This is a genomic window from Brevundimonas sp. AC546 (assembly GCF_979258305.1).
In genome coordinates, this window is sequence record NZ_OZ409849.1 from 2,904,295 (window position 1) to 2,918,197 (window position 13,903).

The following is a 13,903-nucleotide window of genomic DNA, read 5'->3' on the forward strand; positions in this document are numbered from 1 at the left end:
GTTTGACGCGGCGCACCACGCCGCTAAAGCTCCACCGTCATGATCCCAAGTCCCCGGTCCCAATGGTCGCGATTGCGCGACTTCACCCGCACGTCGTCGTTAGCGCGCTCGATGTCGGCCATTCTGATCCTGGTCTTCGGGCTGCTGATCCTTGTCAATGCCACTACGTTCGTGATGATTCAGCGAACGGCGTCGGTAAATGAAACGATCGAGCACGCCCAGCAGATGCGGCGTGCATCACGCACCACCCTGATCTCCATGTTGAATGCCGAAACCGCACAGCGTGGCTTCCTGCTGACCGGGCGTAGCGACTTCCTGCAGCCCTATCGGCAGGCGCAGGAGGAGATGAAGCCAGCCATCGCCTTCCTCGACGAAGGAGCAGCGCAGGATCCAACGCTGAAGGCGCCGATCGACCGCATCCATCGCCTGGCCGACATGAAGTGGGCCGAGATGGAACGGACCGTGACGCTGGCGCAGCAGGGAAGAATTGGCCAGGCGATCCAGTCCGTCCGCTCCGGCGAGGGCAAGCGCTACATGGACGAGCTGCGGGCCGCCGTGGACGCCTTCGACGCGCTCAAGTCCGCCCGTATCACTGAACGGAGGAGGGCGTCGGAACAGTTCGGCGTGCTGACGGTGACGATGAACGCCATAGGGGGCCTGCTGGTGATCGTGCTGGCGCTGCTGTCAGCCTGGATGGTGCGTCGCTACGTCTCGGAAATCCAGAGCGCCCGCGCGACACTGGATGCCGCCAACGCCGGACTGGAAGACAAGGTCCGCGAACGCACTGGCGACCTGATGCGCGCCAACGAGGAAATCCAGCGCTTCGCCTACATCGTCAGCCACGACCTGCGCGCGCCTCTGGTGAATGTGATGGGCTACACCTCCGAACTGGAGCAGGCCGGCAAGGTCATAAACCAGGCGATCGAAGAGGCCGAAAAGACGCGCGTCGTCGATTCCGACGTGGTCATGGCGGTGCGCGAGGACATGCCCGAGGCTATCGGCTTCATCCGCGCCTCGACCGAAAAGATGGACCGGCTGATCAACGCCATCCTGAAGCTTTCGCGCGAGGGGCGTCGCAACCTGGCGCCTGAGACCTTGGACATGACAGCCATGGCCCAGAACATCGCCGACAGCGTCCACCACCAGACCGAGGCGTCCGGTGCGCGGATCGAGGTTCAGGACCTGCCCAGCATCGACAGCGACCGCCTTTCGATGGAGCAGATCGTCGGCAATCTGATCGACAACGCCGTCAAATATCTGGACGCGAGCCGATCGGGCGAGATCGTGGTGTCGGGCGAGGACGTGCCGGGCGGCTGGGTCGTCTATCGGGTCGCCGACAACGGACGCGGCATCGCGCCGCGCGACCACGAACGGATCTTCGAGCTGTTCCGCCGGTCCGGCAAGCAGGATCGCTCGGGTGAAGGGCTGGGGCTTGCCTTCGTGCGCAACAGCGTTCGCCGCATCGGCGGCACTATCGACGTCGAGTCCGAGCTAGGTAAGGGCTCGACTTTCTTGCTGAAATTCCCCAAACGACTGATCGTAGCAGAACCCGGAGGCGCGCTGTGACGCAACCCGTCAAAATCATCATGGTCGAAGACGACCACGGCCACGCCAAGCTGATCGAAAAGAACATCCGCCGGGCCAACATCAACAACGAAATCAAGCATTTCGATGAAGGCGGCGCGGCGTTGGACTATCTGTTCAGCGACGAGATCCTGGCCAATGGCCCGCTGTTGATCCTGCTTGACCTGAATCTGCCTGATATGTCGGGAACTGACATTCTGGAGAAGGTGAAGGGCAACGACCGCCTGAAGCGCGCGCCGGTCGTGGTTCTGACGACGACGGACGACAAGGTCGAGATCCAGCGCTGCTACGACCTAGGCTGCAACGTCTACATCACCAAGCCCGTCGATTATGAATCCTTCGCCGGCGCCATCCGCCAGCTTGGCTTGTTCCTGTCGGTCATCCAGGCGCCGGAGATCGAGTGATCCACACGCCCCAGGCCATTCGCCTGCTCTATATCGACGACGACCGGGGCCTGTCTCGGCTGGTCGAGAAGGAGTTCGGGCGTCACGGCTATGCCGTCACCTGCGCGCCCGATGGGGATGCGGGGTTGGAGCTTCTTCGGTCCAACGCATACGATGTCTGCGCCCTGGACCACTATATGCCGACGCGCGACGGCCTGGATGTGCTGCCCGACATCCTTGCGCTGAACGAACCACCGCCCGTCGTCTATGTGACGGGCGCGCAGGATGGACGGATCGCGGTTGCGGCTCTTCGAGCGGGCGCCGCCGACTATGTCATCAAGGACGTGTCGGAGGACTTTACTTCCCTGCTGCGCGCCGCGCTGGAAGACGCCCTGCTGCGGCGTCGGCTGCAACGCGAGAACGACCTCGCCCAGGAAGAAATCCGCCTGGCGCGCGACCGGGCCGAGGCCATGCTGCGCGAGGTCAACCACCGCGTCGGCAACTCGCTGCAACTGGTGTCCAGCTTCATGTCGCTGCAGATGCGACACATCACCGACCAAGGCGCCAAGGACGCCTTGCGCGAATCGCAGGCGCGCATCGAGGCGGTCGCCCACGTCCACCGTCGCCTCTACACGTCCGGCGACATGAGCAGCGTCGCCATGGACGAGTATTTGGTGGGATTGATGGACGAACTGTCCAAGTCCATCGGTCCGGACGAGGGATCGCCCCGGTTGACGCTGGATGCCGAGCCTCTGTCGGTCACGACCGATCAAGCGGTGTCCATCGGCGTGATCGTCACCGAACTTGTCACCAACGCGGTCAAATACGCCTACACCCCGGGGCAGGGCGGCGAAATCCGCGTCCATCTGCGCCGCGAGGGCGACAGTCGCGTGGCTCTGATGGTCGAGGACGACGGTCCTGGCATGGGCGACGGCACGCCCAAGGGCACGGGCCTGGGCGGCAAGATCATCTCGGCGATGGCGTCGGGACTGCGCTCCGCTGTCGAGTTCGACGGCGCTCACAAGGGCGTGCGCGCCCGGTTGTCGTTCGACCTCTAGGGGTCAGAGTTCGTGATGTTGCAGTTCGGCGTTCGTAATCCCGTTTCAGACTATCGTCACCGCGCCACGGCGTTCGGCATCGTTGAACGTGACGGCCTGATCGCCTGCGTGCGCGTCGAGCGTGAGACGGGTCCCTATTTTGACCTGCCGGGCGGGGGGCTCGATGTCGAGGAGACCGAGGTCCAGGCCCTGACGCGCGAGTTCGTCGAGGAGACTGGCCTGACGATCACGCCGCTGAATCGCATCGCCGAGGCCAGCCAATATTTCGTGCGCTCGACGCGCGAGCCGGTGAACAACGTCGGCGGGTTCTGGACGGCGACGGTCACGGCCGAAAACCCGGCCGCCAAATGCGAGGACGACCACACACTGGTCTGGCTGGACGCCACCTTCGCCATTTCCCGGCTGCGTCATGATTCCCACGCCTGGGCGGTCGCCGTCTGGCTACGTCGACCAAGCTGAGCCTTACGGAACGGGCCCGGGCCTTTCTCGTTTTCTTTTCAACCCGCAACGCATGTCGGGGCGATGAAAGAGGAGAGCCTAGATGGCTGATAACGACCGTATCGAAGGCGCCGCCAAGAATATGGGCGGCAAGATCAAGGAAGCTGCTGGCAAGGTAACCGGCGACACCAAATTGCAAGCCGAAGGCAAGGCCGATCAGGTCGAAGGCAAGGTCCAGAACGCCGTCGGCGGCGTCAAGGACAGCTTCCGCGACAAGGCCTAAGCCTCACTAGAACTGCGCGAAGAGACGAGGCGCCGTCCGTGAAAGCGGGCGGCGTTCCTGCGTTGCGATCAGTCCTTGTCGCCCCAGAGATTGATCGACAGGCCCTTGCTGGTCCTTGTGTCGACTGGGCGGCATTCCGAACTGAAACCGCCTTCGACCGGACGGGGGCGGCAATCCATTTCCCGCAAGGACGATGGAGCGCTGGCCGCGCGCGATTGCGGCCCGCACTGAACGGCATAGGCCGAGCCGCCGGCGTCAGCCCGGATCATCTGGCAGTCGCCCGCCATGCCGACGGGACGCAGGGCCTCGGGCAGGTCGGGTCCCATGGCCAGCGCCAACTGTTCGCGCACCTCGGTCTGGCAGACCTCCATCGACTTGGCGCCGCGCACCAGCGGACTGCACCGTGCGCGCTCGAAGCCGAACGGGTCGGCCAGGCCCCACGCCGGGACGGAATGGTGAACCGTCGGCGCGGGTGTCTCGACCACGGCGTCTGGCGCAGGCGCCGCCCACACCACGGTCGGGGCAGGTTGCTGAAACAGAAGCAGGGCGAATGCGGCGGCGATCATGGACAAGGCCCCTCGAAACAATACGCCGGGCAGAACTCGCCCAGGACGCGAACCCTACCTTGTCAGGGCGCGCATCGCCTTGTCGAGCCCTTCCAGCGTCAGGGGAAACATCCGCTGCTCCATCACCTCGCGCAGCAGGCCGACCGAGGCGGTATAGTCCCAATAGCGTTCTTGCACCGGGTTCAGCCATACCGACTTCTCCCACTGCTGGCGCGCCCGCTTCATCCAGACGGCGCCGGCCTCCTCGTTCCAGTGCTCGACCGAACCGCCCGGCATGGTGATCTCATAGGGGGACATGGTCGCATCCCCCACGAAGATGGCGCGCCAGTCGCCGGGATATTTGTGCAGCAGGTCCCAGGTCGCGATCCGCTCGGTGTGCCGACGCCGGTTGTCCTTCCAGACGCCTTCGTAGAGGCAGTTGTGGAAGTAAAAGAACTCCAGGTTCTTGAATTCGGTCTTGGCCGCCGAAAACAGTTCCTCGACCAGTTTGATATGGCCGTCCATCGAGCCCCCGATGTCGAGGAACAGCAGTACCTTGATCGTGTTGCGCCGCTCGGGCCGCATCTGGATGTCCAGCCAGCCCTGGCGGGCCGTGCCGTCGATGGTGCCGTCGATGTCCAGTTCCTCGGCCGCTCCCTGCCGCGCGAAGCGGCGCAGACGACGAAGCGCCACCTTGATGTTGCGCGTGCCCAGCTCGACCGTGTCGTCCAGATTTTTGAACTCGCGCTTCTCCCACACCTTGACCGCCCGGCCGTGCTTGCCCGGCCCGCCAATGCGCACGCCTTCGGGATTGTAGCCGCCATGACCGAAGGGGCTGGTCCCGCCCGTGCCGATCCATTTGGAGCCGCCCGAATGGCGTTCATGCTGTTCTTCCAGCCGCTGTTGTAGCGTCTTCATCAGCTTGTCGAACCCGCCTAGCGCCTCGATCTGAGCCTTCTCTTCTTCGGTCAGATATTTCTCGTTCAGCAGCCGCAGCCAGTCCTCGGGAATGTCGGTCGTCAGGTCCTCGCCCGCGCCGACCGACTCCACCCCCTTGAACACCGTCCCGAACACCTGATCGAACCGATCATAATGTTTCTCGTCCTTGACCAGGACGGCGCGTGACAGGTGATAGAAGGTCTCGACCTCGCGCCCCGCCAGATCGCGATCCATGGCCTCCATCAGATGGAGCCATTCCTTCATCGACACCGGGACCTTGGCGTCGCGCAGGGCGGTGAAGAAGGGCAGCAGCATCAGAGGTTTTCGAGCCCTTGCGCCAAACGGGGAACTTCGATGCTGGCGATGGCCCAGATGACGCTGAAGTCGGTTGATCCGTAATCGTGCGCCAATCGGTGGCGAAGGCCCAACATGCCGCGCCAGTCGATGTCAGGAAGCTTTTCAGTCACGGCGGGGGACAATTTTCCTGCCGCCTCTCCGATGATCAAAAGTCTGAAGGCCGTCGCATCCCGTCGCAGAGAATCGGCTTCGAACGCGTCGAATGAAAGTCCGTCGATGTAGCGCGAAATCAAATCGGTCGATTCGTGGATATCCGCCAAAAGGCCGCGGTCTGCGCGGTCAGATCTCAACACAATCCCTCAACGCGGATGCGCGGACGTAGGGATTGCGGAGGCCCTTCGACGTAAGCAGGTCAACCTCCTTGCCGACCTTGTCCGTCAATTCCTCGGCAAGACTATAGAACCGCAGACCCAACGGTTGCGACAAGTCCACCAGCAGATCGACATCGCTGTCCGGTCCGGCTTCATCGCGGGCGTAGCTGCCGAACAGGCGCACGTTGACGATGCCCTGCTCTTCGAGCCAGGGCTTCAGGTCGCGCAGTTTTTCCAGCAGTTCGGCGCGGGTCATATCGACAATATAGTCTATCCGCGCCGCAAGATGAACTCGTGGTCGCGCCAGGCGCCGACGGGGTATTCGTATTGGCCGGCCTTCTCGAAGCCGTAGGCGGCGTAGAGGCGCTGGGCCTTGTCGTTGCCGCTCCAGACGCCGATCCACAGCGGACCTTTCGTATGGGCGTCCATCCAGTCTAGCGACAGGGTCAGCAGTTGCGTGCCCAGGCCCAAACCTTGGGCGGTCTTGGACACATAGAGACGGCGCAGTTCCATGTGTTCGGGGCGGGCCTCTGGGTGTGGCAATCCGTTGGGGCCTGCGTTGGCGAAGGCCAGCAGTTCGCCGTCTCGTTCCGCCACCCACCAGGCGGCGCCCGGCTCGGCCAGCTTCTTCAGCGTCGGTTCGGTATCGAAGCTGGCGTCCAGGAAGGCGTTCAGATCGGCCTCGGGATAGGGGATGCCGAACCCCTCGACGAAGGTGTCGATGAAGGTCTGGCGGCCCAGGGCGCCCAGGGCGGCGGCGTCGCCGGGGCGGGCGGGGCGGATCATGATCTCGGTCATGGCCCGGCTCTACAGCGGGATGGCCTGCGCGTCACCGGCGACAAGGGCGAATGGCAGGCGTATCGTCGTTCCAATGTCCGTGCCGATCTTCACCCACCCGTCGATGCTGTCCCACACGCCGGGCGCGGGCCATCCCGAGAGTCCCGAGCGGCTGAAGGCGGTGCTGGAGGCGTTGGCTGACGCCGGGCTCGCCAACGACCGACGCGCCGCGACCACGGCCGAGGTCGCGGATCTGGAGCGGGTGCATCCGGCCGCCTATGTCGCGCGCCTGCTGGAGGCGTCGCCGGTCGAGGGGATGATCCAGCTTGACGCCGACACCGTCCTGTCGCCGGGCAGCGTGCCGGCCGCGCGGCTGGCGGCGGGAGCGGCGATCGACGCGGTGCGGGCCGTAGTGCGGGGCGAGATGAACCGCGCCTTCGCCGCCGTGCGCCCGCCGGGCCACCATGCCGAGCCGGATCGGGCCATGGGGTTCTGCCTGTTCTCCTCCGTCGCCGTCGCGGCGCGCGTGGCTCAATCCGAAGGGACGGCGCGCGTGGCGGTGGTGGATTTCGACGTCCACCACGGCAACGGCACCCAGGCGGCGTTCGAAGACGACGACAGCCTGTTCCTGGCCTCCATCCACCAGATGCCGCTCTATCCCGGCACGGGCGCGGCGTCTGAAACGGGCGTGGGCAATATCGTCAACGCCCCGGTGGCGCCCCATGCGGCGCGGGAAAACTGGCGTGCAACCTTCGCCGGCGGGCTGATGCCGGCGCTGGAATCGTTCCGGCCCGACCTGATCCTGATCTCGGCCGGTTTCGACGCCCACAGGCGCGATCCGCTGGCGCATCAGTCGCTGGAGGCCGAGGATTTCGCTTGGGCGACACGCGCAATTCTGGAGGTCGCGCGTCGGACGTGTTCGGGCAAGGTTGTGTCGGCGCTTGAGGGCGGTTACGACCTTGAAGGACTAGGCCGCTCTGCGGTCGCCCACGTCGCCGCGCTCGGGGAGGACTGAGGACGCATAACGCCTTGAAACCAAAGGCCCGTCCGTTTGTCATGTCAGCCCCCGCCCTGTCCCTCGATTCGACCGAACCGTCCGTGTCCCCGCCTGATGCCGCGGCATCCGTCGGCGCGCTCGTGGCCCTGCGTCCCGGCGCCATCATCCTGACGCGCCACGGCGAGCCGGCGCTGTCGCGTAAATGCATGATCACGGCGCGCCAGTACGGCGAGTGGTGGGCGAAATACGAGATAGGTGGCCTTCTGGGCGGTCAGACGCCGCCGCCGGAACTGGTCGCCGCTGCGCAAGGGGCCGGCGCCATCTACGCCTCCACGCGCCAGCGCGCCCAGGAAACCGCCGCAGCGGTCGCCGCCGGGCGCGAAGTCATGGCCGACGTCATGTTCATCGAGGCGCCTCTGCCGCCGCCGCCCATTCCTGAATGGATCAAGCTGTCGCCCAAATGGTGGGGCGTGGTGTCGCGTTTCTGGTGGCACGCCTTCGACCATCACGATGGCCAGGAAACCCGCGCCCAGGCCGAGGCGCGGGCCGATCAGGCGGCGCAGAAGTTGATCGCGCGGGCCGAGAGCGGCCAGGATGTGCTGGTCTTCGCCCACGGCTATTTCAACCATATGGTCGGTCGTGCGCTGAAGGCGGACGGCTGGAAATTGGTCCAGAACCAGGGTTTCAAATACTGGTCGCAGCGGCGTTACGAAAAACGATAGCCGCATCCGCCGTTGATGCGGCCCGTGCGGGCCTTTAGGGTCCGCCCCATGACCGACACCGCCGCCGCCATCCCCGCCGATCTCAGCTTCGAAGACGCCCTGCAGCGTCTGGAGACCATCGTGTCCCGCCTGGAGTCCGGCCAGGCGCCGCTGGAAGAATCCATCGCCCTGTACGAAGAGGGCGCCAAGCTGAAGGCCCATTGCGAGGCGCGCCTGAAGGCGGCGCAACTGCGTGTCGAGAAGATCGTCGTCGGCCCCGACGGCCAGGCCAAGGGTGTCGAGGCGGCGTCGTTCGAATGAACGGTCGGTCGTCTTGAACCGCGTCATCGCCGCTAACTCGCCCGAGCAGGCGGTGATCGATCGCGTGGCCGAGGTCGCCGATCTGGTCACGGTCGCTCTGGATGAACTGCTGCCGCGCGCCGAAGGCCCGGAATCGCGCCTGACCGAGGCGATGCGTTATGCGGCGCTTGGCCCCGGCAAGCGGTTGCGGCCGTTCTTTGCGCTGGAGGCCGCGCGCCTGTTCGACATCGACGAGCGGTCGGTGCTGCGCGCCGCCTGCGCCCTGGAATGCGTCCACGCCTACAGCCTGGTTCACGACGACCTGCCGTGCATGGACGACGACGACATGCGCCGGGGTCGTCCCACCGTCCACCGCGCCTATGACGAGGCGACGGCCGTGCTGGCGGGCGACGCGCTTCAGACCGCCGCCTTCGACATCATCCTGCACGAGGACACCCACGACGATGCGGCCGTGCGCTGCGAACTGGCGGCGCGGCTGTCGCTGGCGTCTGGCGCAAGGGGCATGGCGGGCGGTCAGATGATCGATCTGCTGGGCGTGCGCGACGACCTGGGCGGCGTCGCGCGGATGCAGCGGCTGAAGACGGGCGCCCTGTTCGCCTATGCGTTCGAAATCCCCCTGATCATCGCCGACGCCTCGATGTCGCAGCAGCATGCCCTGATCAGCTTCGCCCACGATGTCGGCCTGGCCTACCAGATCGTCGACGACCTGCTGGACGCCGAAGGCTCGGCCGAGGAGATGGGCAAGGCGGCGGGCGGCAAGGACGCGGCCCTGGGCAAGACCAACTTCGTCACCCTGCTGGGTCTGGAAGCAGCGCGACACAGGGTCGCGCATCTCGCCAACCAGGCCCGGTCGCACTTGGAGCCGTTCGGCGAGGACGCCGAAATCCTCAAAGCCAGCGTGGACTTTGTGCTAAAGCGCCGGTCCTGAAGCCTTGGCTTGGAATGCGACCATTTCGGCCCGTATTCTGCGTGTGAACCATGGCGGTGAGTCGGGTGCGATCCTCATCTATCGCGCACAGATTGGCGTCGCGAAGTGGCGGGCTCCTGATCTGACGACATTTCTTAGTGAGGCGCTGTCGCACGAATTGACCCACCAAATGCGCTTCCGCGCGTTGATGCCCGCGCGACAAGCCAAGCCCTGCCGCATGATGTGGATATGGACGGTCGGGGGCGGAATCCTTGGACTGGCGTCGGCATTGTTAGGACGCGAGGCGATTCTGGCTTGCACGGAAGCCGTCGAGAGGACTGTGCATAAGCATTTGGACGAGCAGATCGCATGGGCGACGACGCATGATCCGGTGCTTGCGAAAGTAATTCGCGATATTCAGTTCGAAGAACTCGAACACCTCGATTTCGCTGTCAGAGCGCGGCGTCGCGCGGGCTTTCTGTGGCTCGACAAATTGATTGCGACGGCCACGGACGGTTTGATCTGGATTTCCACAAGGGGGGATTCCGCAAGATTGGCCGTCCAACTTTCGGGACCGAAACAGCCTTTCGGGGATTGAAAGAAGACCCCTACGACAACATGGACGCTCGCCTAAGCAGTCGTCCCGGATTAGATATCCCAGATGCCCGACACCCCGCTTCTCGACACCGTCAACTTCCCGGCCGACACTCGGGCCTTCGATATCGCCCAGCTGAAACAGCTGGCGCAGGAAGTGCGCGCCGAGACGATCGATGCGGTGTCCGTTACGGGCGGCCATCTGGGCGCGGGCCTGGGCGTGGTCGAGCTGACCACGGCGCTGCACCATGTGTTCGAGACGCCCAAGGACATCCTGATCTGGGACGTCGGTCACCAGTGCTATCCGCACAAAATCCTGACGGGGCGACGCGACCGCATCCGCACCCTGCGCCAGGGCGGCGGCCTCTCGGGCTTCACCAAGCGCAGCGAGAGCGAATACGACCCCTTCGGCGCCGCCCACGCCTCGACCTCGATCAGCGCCGCCCTGGGCTTCGCCGCCGCGCGCGATCAGAAGGGCGAGAAGAACCGCGTCGTGGCGGTGATCGGCGACGGCTCCATGTCCGCCGGCATGGCCTATGAGGCGATGAACAACGCCGCCGAGGCGACCAGCGGCCAGTTAATGGTCATCCTGAACGACAACGACATGTCCATCGCGCCGCCGGTGGGCGGGATGAGCGCCTATCTGGCCGGTCTGGTGTCGGGCGGGGCCTATCAGAACGTGCGCCGACTGGGGAAATCCGTCGCCCAGCATCTGCCGCGCCCGTTCCGCAAGGCGGCCAAGAAGGCCGAGGAATATGCGCGCGGCATGGTCACCGGCGGCACCTTCTTCGAGGAGCTGGGCTTCTATTACGTCGGCCCCATCGACGGCCACGACATGGACAATCTGGTGCCGATCCTGAAGAAGGCAGCCGCCATCGAGGACCGGCCGGTTCTGGTCCACGTCGTGACGCAGAAGGGCAAGGGCTATGTCCCCGCCGAAAGCAGCGCCGACAAGCTGCACGCCGTGGTCAAGTTCGACGTGGTATCAGGCAAACAGGCCAAGGCCATCTCCAACACGCCCAGCTACACCAAGGTGTTCGGGACCGAGCTGATTAAACACGCCAAGGTCGATCCGTCGATCGTGGCGATCACGGCGGCCATGCCGTCCGGTACGGGGCTGGACCTGTTCGGACAGGCCTTCCCCGAGCGCACCTATGACGTCGGCATCGCCGAACAGCATGCGGTGACGTTCGCGGCCGGGCTGGCGGCGGACGGGATGAAACCGGTCTGCGCCATCTATTCCACCTTCCTGCAACGCGGGTACGACCAGGTCGTGCACGATGTGGCGATCCAGTCGCTGCCGGTGCGGTTCGCCATGGACCGCGCGGGTCTGGTCGGGTCGGATGGGGCGACCCACGCCGGATCGTTCGACATCGGCTTCATGGGAGCGCTGCCCGGCATGGTGCTGATGGCCGCCGCCGACGAGGCGGAGCTGGCGGCGATGATCTCGACCTCGCTGGCCATCGACGACCGGCCCAGCGCTTTCCGCTATCCGCGCGGCGATGGCGTGGGCGTTGAGATTCCCGAACTGGCCGCCCCGCTGGAAATCGGCAAGGGTCGCATCGTGCGCGAGGGCACGTCGGTCGCCATCCTGTCCTTGGGCACACGCCTGCAGGAATCGCTAAAGGCGGCGGACGTGCTGGCGGCCAAGGGCGTGTCGGCGACGGTGGCGGACGCCCGGTTCGCCAAGCCGCTGGACGCCGACCTGATCCTGCGCCTGGCACGTGAGCACGAGGCCCTGATCACGGTCGAAGAAGGCGCCATGGGCGGCTTCGGCGCCTTCGTGCTGCAACTGCTGGCCGAAAAGGGCGCGCTGGATGGCGGGCTGAAGATACGCACCCTGAACCTGCCGGATGTCTTCCAGGATCAGGATGCGCCGATGGCCATGTATGCCCAGGCCGGCCTGAACGCCGAACACATCGCCGCCGCCGCGCTTCAGGCCCTGGGCGCGTCCGCCAGTCAGGCCGCCCGCGCGTAACTTCGTCAGGCGCGGTCGCGAATCCGCATCGCGCCGCGCTCGCCGGTCTCCACCTCGAACCGGCCGGTTGCGCGGATCAGGTCCGACAGTTTGGCGTAGCCATAGGTGCGCTGGTCGAAGTCGGGGTGGGCGTTGCGCAGCCGATTGCCGATGCCGCCCACCGCCACCCAGCCGTCGCCGTCCTCGTCCATATCGGCGATGATGGCCGCGATCAGACGCGCCGCCTCGGACGGCTTGCGCTTGGTCGCCGGCGCTTCGGCGACCGGCGACTTGGCGCCCGCATCGACCGGAACCGGCGCGATCAGGTTCTCGGTATAGATGAAGCGGGTGCAGGCCTGGCGGAAGCTTTCGGGCGTCTTCTGCTCGCCGAAACCATAGACATCGACGCCTTCCTCGCGGATGCGCGCCGCCAGGCGGGTGAAATCGGCGTCGGACGACACCAGGCAGAAGCCGTCGAACCGCCCCGAATGCAGCAGGTCCATCGCGTCGATGACCAGGGCGATGTCGCCGGAGTTCTTGCCCTTGGTGTTGGCGAAATTCTGCTGAGGCTGGATGGCGAAACGGGCCAGGACCCGCGTCCAGCCAGCGATCTGCGGGCTGGCGAAATCGCCGTAGATGCGCCGCGCCGAGGCCTCGCCCAAGGTGGCGATCTCGCTGAACAGCGCCTCTGCGATCCGGGCGGAGGCGTTCTCCGCGTCGATCAGGACCGCGAGGCGAGGGGCCTTGTCGTCAGCCATGGCGGATGTCCTTTTCAATATGAGGCCTGAGCCTACAGCTGACCCATCGTATTGTCGTGATCCACGGCCTGTTTCTTCAACCAGCCGACGAAGGCGGTCGCGCTGGGCGACGGCGGGCGGTCGCGGGGCTGGACGACGTAATAGGCGAAGCCGACCGCTTCCGAGCCGTCCGGGAAGGGCGCTACCAGCCGCCCCGACGCCAGGTCCGCCTGGGCCAAGGTGCGTTTGGCCAGGGCCACGCCGCGTCCCGATATGGCGGCCTCGATCAGCAGGCCCGACTGGTTGAACCGCGAACCCCGACGCGGATCGGGGTGACGCACGCCCCGCGCTTTCAGCCACATGGCCCAGTCCGGCCGGCTGGGATCGCCGTCGTTGGACATGTCGTGCAACAGGGTGTGGCCGATCAGGTCGGCGGGTTTCCGGATCGGCTTGTCGCCGTCCATCAACGACGGCGCGCAGACGGGCAGCACCGTTTCCGTCATCAGCCGATCGACCGTCAGGCCGGGATAGTCGCCCGGACCGTATCGGACGGCCAGGTCCACCTTGCCCTCAGTCAGGTCCGCCGGCTCCATGTCGGCCGAGATCCACAGCTCGATCTCGGGATGCGCGGTGTGGAAGTCGTCCATGCGCGGCATCAGCCATTTGGAGGCGAAGCCGGGCGCCACGCTGATCGACACCTGTTTGCGACGCGGCGGCTCTCGCAACAGGGCCGAGGCGTCCATCAGCCGTTCGAACCCCTCACGCAACAGCGGCACGGACGAGCGGCCAAGGTCGGTCAACTGAAGCCCGCGCGCCTCGCGCACGAACAAGGGGCCGCCGACGATGTCTTCCAGCAGGCGGATCTGCTGGCTGACCGCGCCGGGCGTCACCGACAATTCGTCGGCGGCGCGCGAGAAGTTCAGATGCCGGGCAGCAGCCTCGAAGGCGCGCAGGGCGTTGAGTGGGAGCAGGGATCGGACCATCACGGATAGAAATCCTATCAGCGAGACAAAG

18 protein-coding genes are annotated in these 13,903 nt (G+C 65.5%); 11 read left to right on the plus strand and 7 right to left on the minus strand.

What is annotated here, in order from left to right; genetic code table 11:
• Positions 1 to 111 precede the first annotated feature (111 nt).
• The 5 genes from ACZZZD_RS14345 to ACZZZD_RS14365 all read left to right on the plus strand — a co-directional run bounded on the left by ACZZZD_RS14345 (position 112) and on the right by ACZZZD_RS14365 (position 3,746).
• On the plus strand, positions 112 to 1,566 hold the full coding sequence (locus ACZZZD_RS14345; protein WP_463435845.1) for a sensor histidine kinase: 1,455 nt from the start codon (positions 112 to 114) through the stop codon (positions 1,564 to 1,566).
• Positions 1,563 to 1,988 (plus strand): response regulator, encoded by a 426-nt coding sequence (locus ACZZZD_RS14350; protein WP_463435847.1) that lies wholly within the window; start codon positions 1,563 to 1,565, stop codon positions 1,986 to 1,988. The genes ACZZZD_RS14345 and ACZZZD_RS14350 overlap by 4 nt, the downstream gene beginning before the upstream one ends.
• Positions 1,985 to 3,025 carry a sensor histidine kinase gene (locus ACZZZD_RS14355; RefSeq protein ID WP_463435848.1) on the plus strand — a complete coding sequence of 347 codons (1,041 nt, stop codon included), beginning with the start codon at positions 1,985 to 1,987 and terminating at the stop codon, positions 3,023 to 3,025. The genes ACZZZD_RS14350 and ACZZZD_RS14355 overlap by 4 nt, the downstream gene beginning before the upstream one ends.
• Positions 3,026 to 3,040: 15 nt before the next feature.
• Entirely contained in the window at positions 3,041 to 3,484 is a 444-nt protein-coding gene (locus ACZZZD_RS14360) for an NUDIX domain-containing protein (protein ID WP_463435850.1), read from the plus strand.
• 82 nt (positions 3,485 to 3,566) lie between these two features.
• Positions 3,567 to 3,746 carry a CsbD family protein gene (locus ACZZZD_RS14365; RefSeq protein ID WP_463435852.1) on the plus strand — a complete coding sequence of 60 codons (180 nt, stop codon included), beginning with the start codon at positions 3,567 to 3,569 and terminating at the stop codon, positions 3,744 to 3,746.
• Between the two features lie 68 nt (positions 3,747 to 3,814).
• Here the strand turns inward: ACZZZD_RS14365 and ACZZZD_RS14370 are convergent, their stop codons facing one another.
• From ACZZZD_RS14370 to ACZZZD_RS14390, 5 genes are read right to left on the minus strand one after another with little or no spacing between them, the layout of a single operon-like run.
• Positions 3,815 to 4,312, minus strand: coding sequence for a hypothetical protein (locus ACZZZD_RS14370; RefSeq protein WP_463435854.1), 498 nt, complete (start codon positions 4,310 to 4,312; stop codon positions 3,815 to 3,817).
• A gap of 54 nt (positions 4,313 to 4,366) precedes the next feature.
• Entirely contained in the window at positions 4,367 to 5,545 is a 1,179-nt protein-coding gene (locus ACZZZD_RS14375) for a vWA domain-containing protein (RefSeq protein ID WP_463435856.1), read from the minus strand.
• Positions 5,545 to 5,847 carry a HepT-like ribonuclease domain-containing protein gene (locus ACZZZD_RS14380; protein WP_463435858.1) on the minus strand — a complete coding sequence of 101 codons (303 nt, stop codon included), beginning with the start codon at positions 5,845 to 5,847 and terminating at the stop codon, positions 5,545 to 5,547. Before ACZZZD_RS14380 ends, ACZZZD_RS14375 begins: the two co-directional genes overlap by 1 nt.
• 19 nt (positions 5,848 to 5,866) lie before the next feature.
• The gene (locus tag ACZZZD_RS14385; protein WP_463435860.1) at positions 5,867 to 6,154 is read right to left on the minus strand and encodes a nucleotidyltransferase family protein; all 288 of its coding nucleotides are present in this window, start codon (positions 6,152 to 6,154) and stop codon (positions 5,867 to 5,869) included.
• Between the two features lie 14 nt (positions 6,155 to 6,168).
• Complete coding sequence (locus ACZZZD_RS14390; protein ID WP_463435862.1) at positions 6,169 to 6,696, minus strand: N-acetyltransferase family protein; 528 nt, start codon at positions 6,694 to 6,696, stop codon at positions 6,169 to 6,171.
• Positions 6,697 to 6,769: 73 nt separating this feature from the next.
• On the opposite strand from ACZZZD_RS14390, the gene ACZZZD_RS14395 reads away from it, so the two are divergent.
• From ACZZZD_RS14395 to dxs, 6 genes are all read left to right on the plus strand, one after another.
• Complete coding sequence (locus ACZZZD_RS14395) at positions 6,770 to 7,690, plus strand: histone deacetylase family protein (RefSeq protein WP_463435863.1); 921 nt, start codon at positions 6,770 to 6,772, stop codon at positions 7,688 to 7,690.
• Between the two features lie 41 nt (positions 7,691 to 7,731).
• Positions 7,732 to 8,394, plus strand: coding sequence for a histidine phosphatase family protein (locus tag ACZZZD_RS14400; RefSeq protein WP_463435864.1), 663 nt, complete (start codon positions 7,732 to 7,734; stop codon positions 8,392 to 8,394).
• A gap of 48 nt (positions 8,395 to 8,442) precedes the next feature.
• Positions 8,443 to 8,694, plus strand: coding sequence for an exodeoxyribonuclease VII small subunit (locus ACZZZD_RS14405; RefSeq protein ID WP_008260204.1), 252 nt, complete (start codon positions 8,443 to 8,445; stop codon positions 8,692 to 8,694).
• A gap of 52 nt (positions 8,695 to 8,746) precedes the next feature.
• The gene (locus tag ACZZZD_RS14410; RefSeq protein ID WP_463436146.1) at positions 8,747 to 9,622 is read left to right on the plus strand and encodes a polyprenyl synthetase family protein; all 876 of its coding nucleotides are present in this window, start codon (positions 8,747 to 8,749) and stop codon (positions 9,620 to 9,622) included.
• A gap of 4 nt (positions 9,623 to 9,626) precedes the next feature.
• A complete protein-coding gene (locus tag ACZZZD_RS14415) occupies positions 9,627 to 10,199 on the plus strand; it encodes a demethoxyubiquinone hydroxylase family protein (RefSeq protein WP_463435868.1) in 573 nt (190 codons plus the stop codon).
• Positions 10,200 to 10,262: 63 nt separating this feature from the next.
• Entirely contained in the window at positions 10,263 to 12,173 is a 1,911-nt protein-coding gene (gene dxs, locus ACZZZD_RS14420) for a 1-deoxy-D-xylulose-5-phosphate synthase (RefSeq protein WP_463435870.1), read from the plus strand.
• 5 nt (positions 12,174 to 12,178) lie between these two features.
• On the opposite strand, the gene ACZZZD_RS14425 is transcribed toward dxs, so the two are convergent.
• Both ACZZZD_RS14425 and gcvA read right to left on the minus strand, forming a co-directional pair.
• Complete coding sequence (locus ACZZZD_RS14425; protein ID WP_055754124.1) at positions 12,179 to 12,910, minus strand: NYN domain-containing protein; 732 nt, start codon at positions 12,908 to 12,910, stop codon at positions 12,179 to 12,181.
• A gap of 32 nt (positions 12,911 to 12,942) precedes the next feature.
• Positions 12,943 to 13,872 (minus strand): transcriptional regulator GcvA, encoded by a 930-nt coding sequence (gene gcvA / locus ACZZZD_RS14430; protein ID WP_463436148.1) that lies wholly within the window; start codon positions 13,870 to 13,872, stop codon positions 12,943 to 12,945.
• Positions 13,873 to 13,903: the final 31 nt, after the last annotated feature.

What these genes read in the sequence shown, in the direction of transcription:
- ACZZZD_RS14425 (WP_055754124.1), bottom strand. Translation starts at nt 12,910, where the DNA reads ATGGCTGACGACAAGGCCCCTCGCCTCGCGGTCCTGATCGACGCGGAG.
- ACZZZD_RS14390 (WP_463435862.1), bottom strand. Translation starts at nt 6,696, where the DNA reads ATGACCGAGATCATGATCCGCCCCGCCCGCCCCGGCGACGCCGCCGCC.
- ACZZZD_RS14385 (WP_463435860.1), bottom strand. Translation starts at nt 6,154, where the DNA reads ATGACCCGCGCCGAACTGCTGGAAAAACTGCGCGACCTGAAGCCCTGG.
- ACZZZD_RS14375 (WP_463435856.1), bottom strand. Translation starts at nt 5,545, where the DNA reads ATGCTGCTGCCCTTCTTCACCGCCCTGCGCGACGCCAAGGTCCCGGTG.
- ACZZZD_RS14400 (WP_463435864.1), top strand. Translation starts at nt 7,732, where the DNA reads ATGTCAGCCCCCGCCCTGTCCCTCGATTCGACCGAACCGTCCGTGTCC.
- dxs (WP_463435870.1), top strand. Translation starts at nt 10,263, where the DNA reads ATGCCCGACACCCCGCTTCTCGACACCGTCAACTTCCCGGCCGACACT.
- ACZZZD_RS14395 (WP_463435863.1), top strand. Translation starts at nt 6,770, where the DNA reads ATGTCCGTGCCGATCTTCACCCACCCGTCGATGCTGTCCCACACGCCG.
- ACZZZD_RS14405 (WP_008260204.1), top strand. Translation starts at nt 8,443, where the DNA reads ATGACCGACACCGCCGCCGCCATCCCCGCCGATCTCAGCTTCGAAGAC.
- ACZZZD_RS14365 (WP_463435852.1), top strand. Translation starts at nt 3,567, where the DNA reads ATGGCTGATAACGACCGTATCGAAGGCGCCGCCAAGAATATGGGCGGC.
- ACZZZD_RS14345 (WP_463435845.1), top strand. Translation starts at nt 112, where the DNA reads ATGTCGGCCATTCTGATCCTGGTCTTCGGGCTGCTGATCCTTGTCAAT.
- ACZZZD_RS14370 (WP_463435854.1), bottom strand. Translation starts at nt 4,312, where the DNA reads ATGATCGCCGCCGCATTCGCCCTGCTTCTGTTTCAGCAACCTGCCCCG.
- ACZZZD_RS14360 (WP_463435850.1), top strand. Translation starts at nt 3,041, where the DNA reads ATGTTGCAGTTCGGCGTTCGTAATCCCGTTTCAGACTATCGTCACCGC.
- gcvA (WP_463436148.1), bottom strand. Translation starts at nt 13,872, where the DNA reads ATGGTCCGATCCCTGCTCCCACTCAACGCCCTGCGCGCCTTCGAGGCT.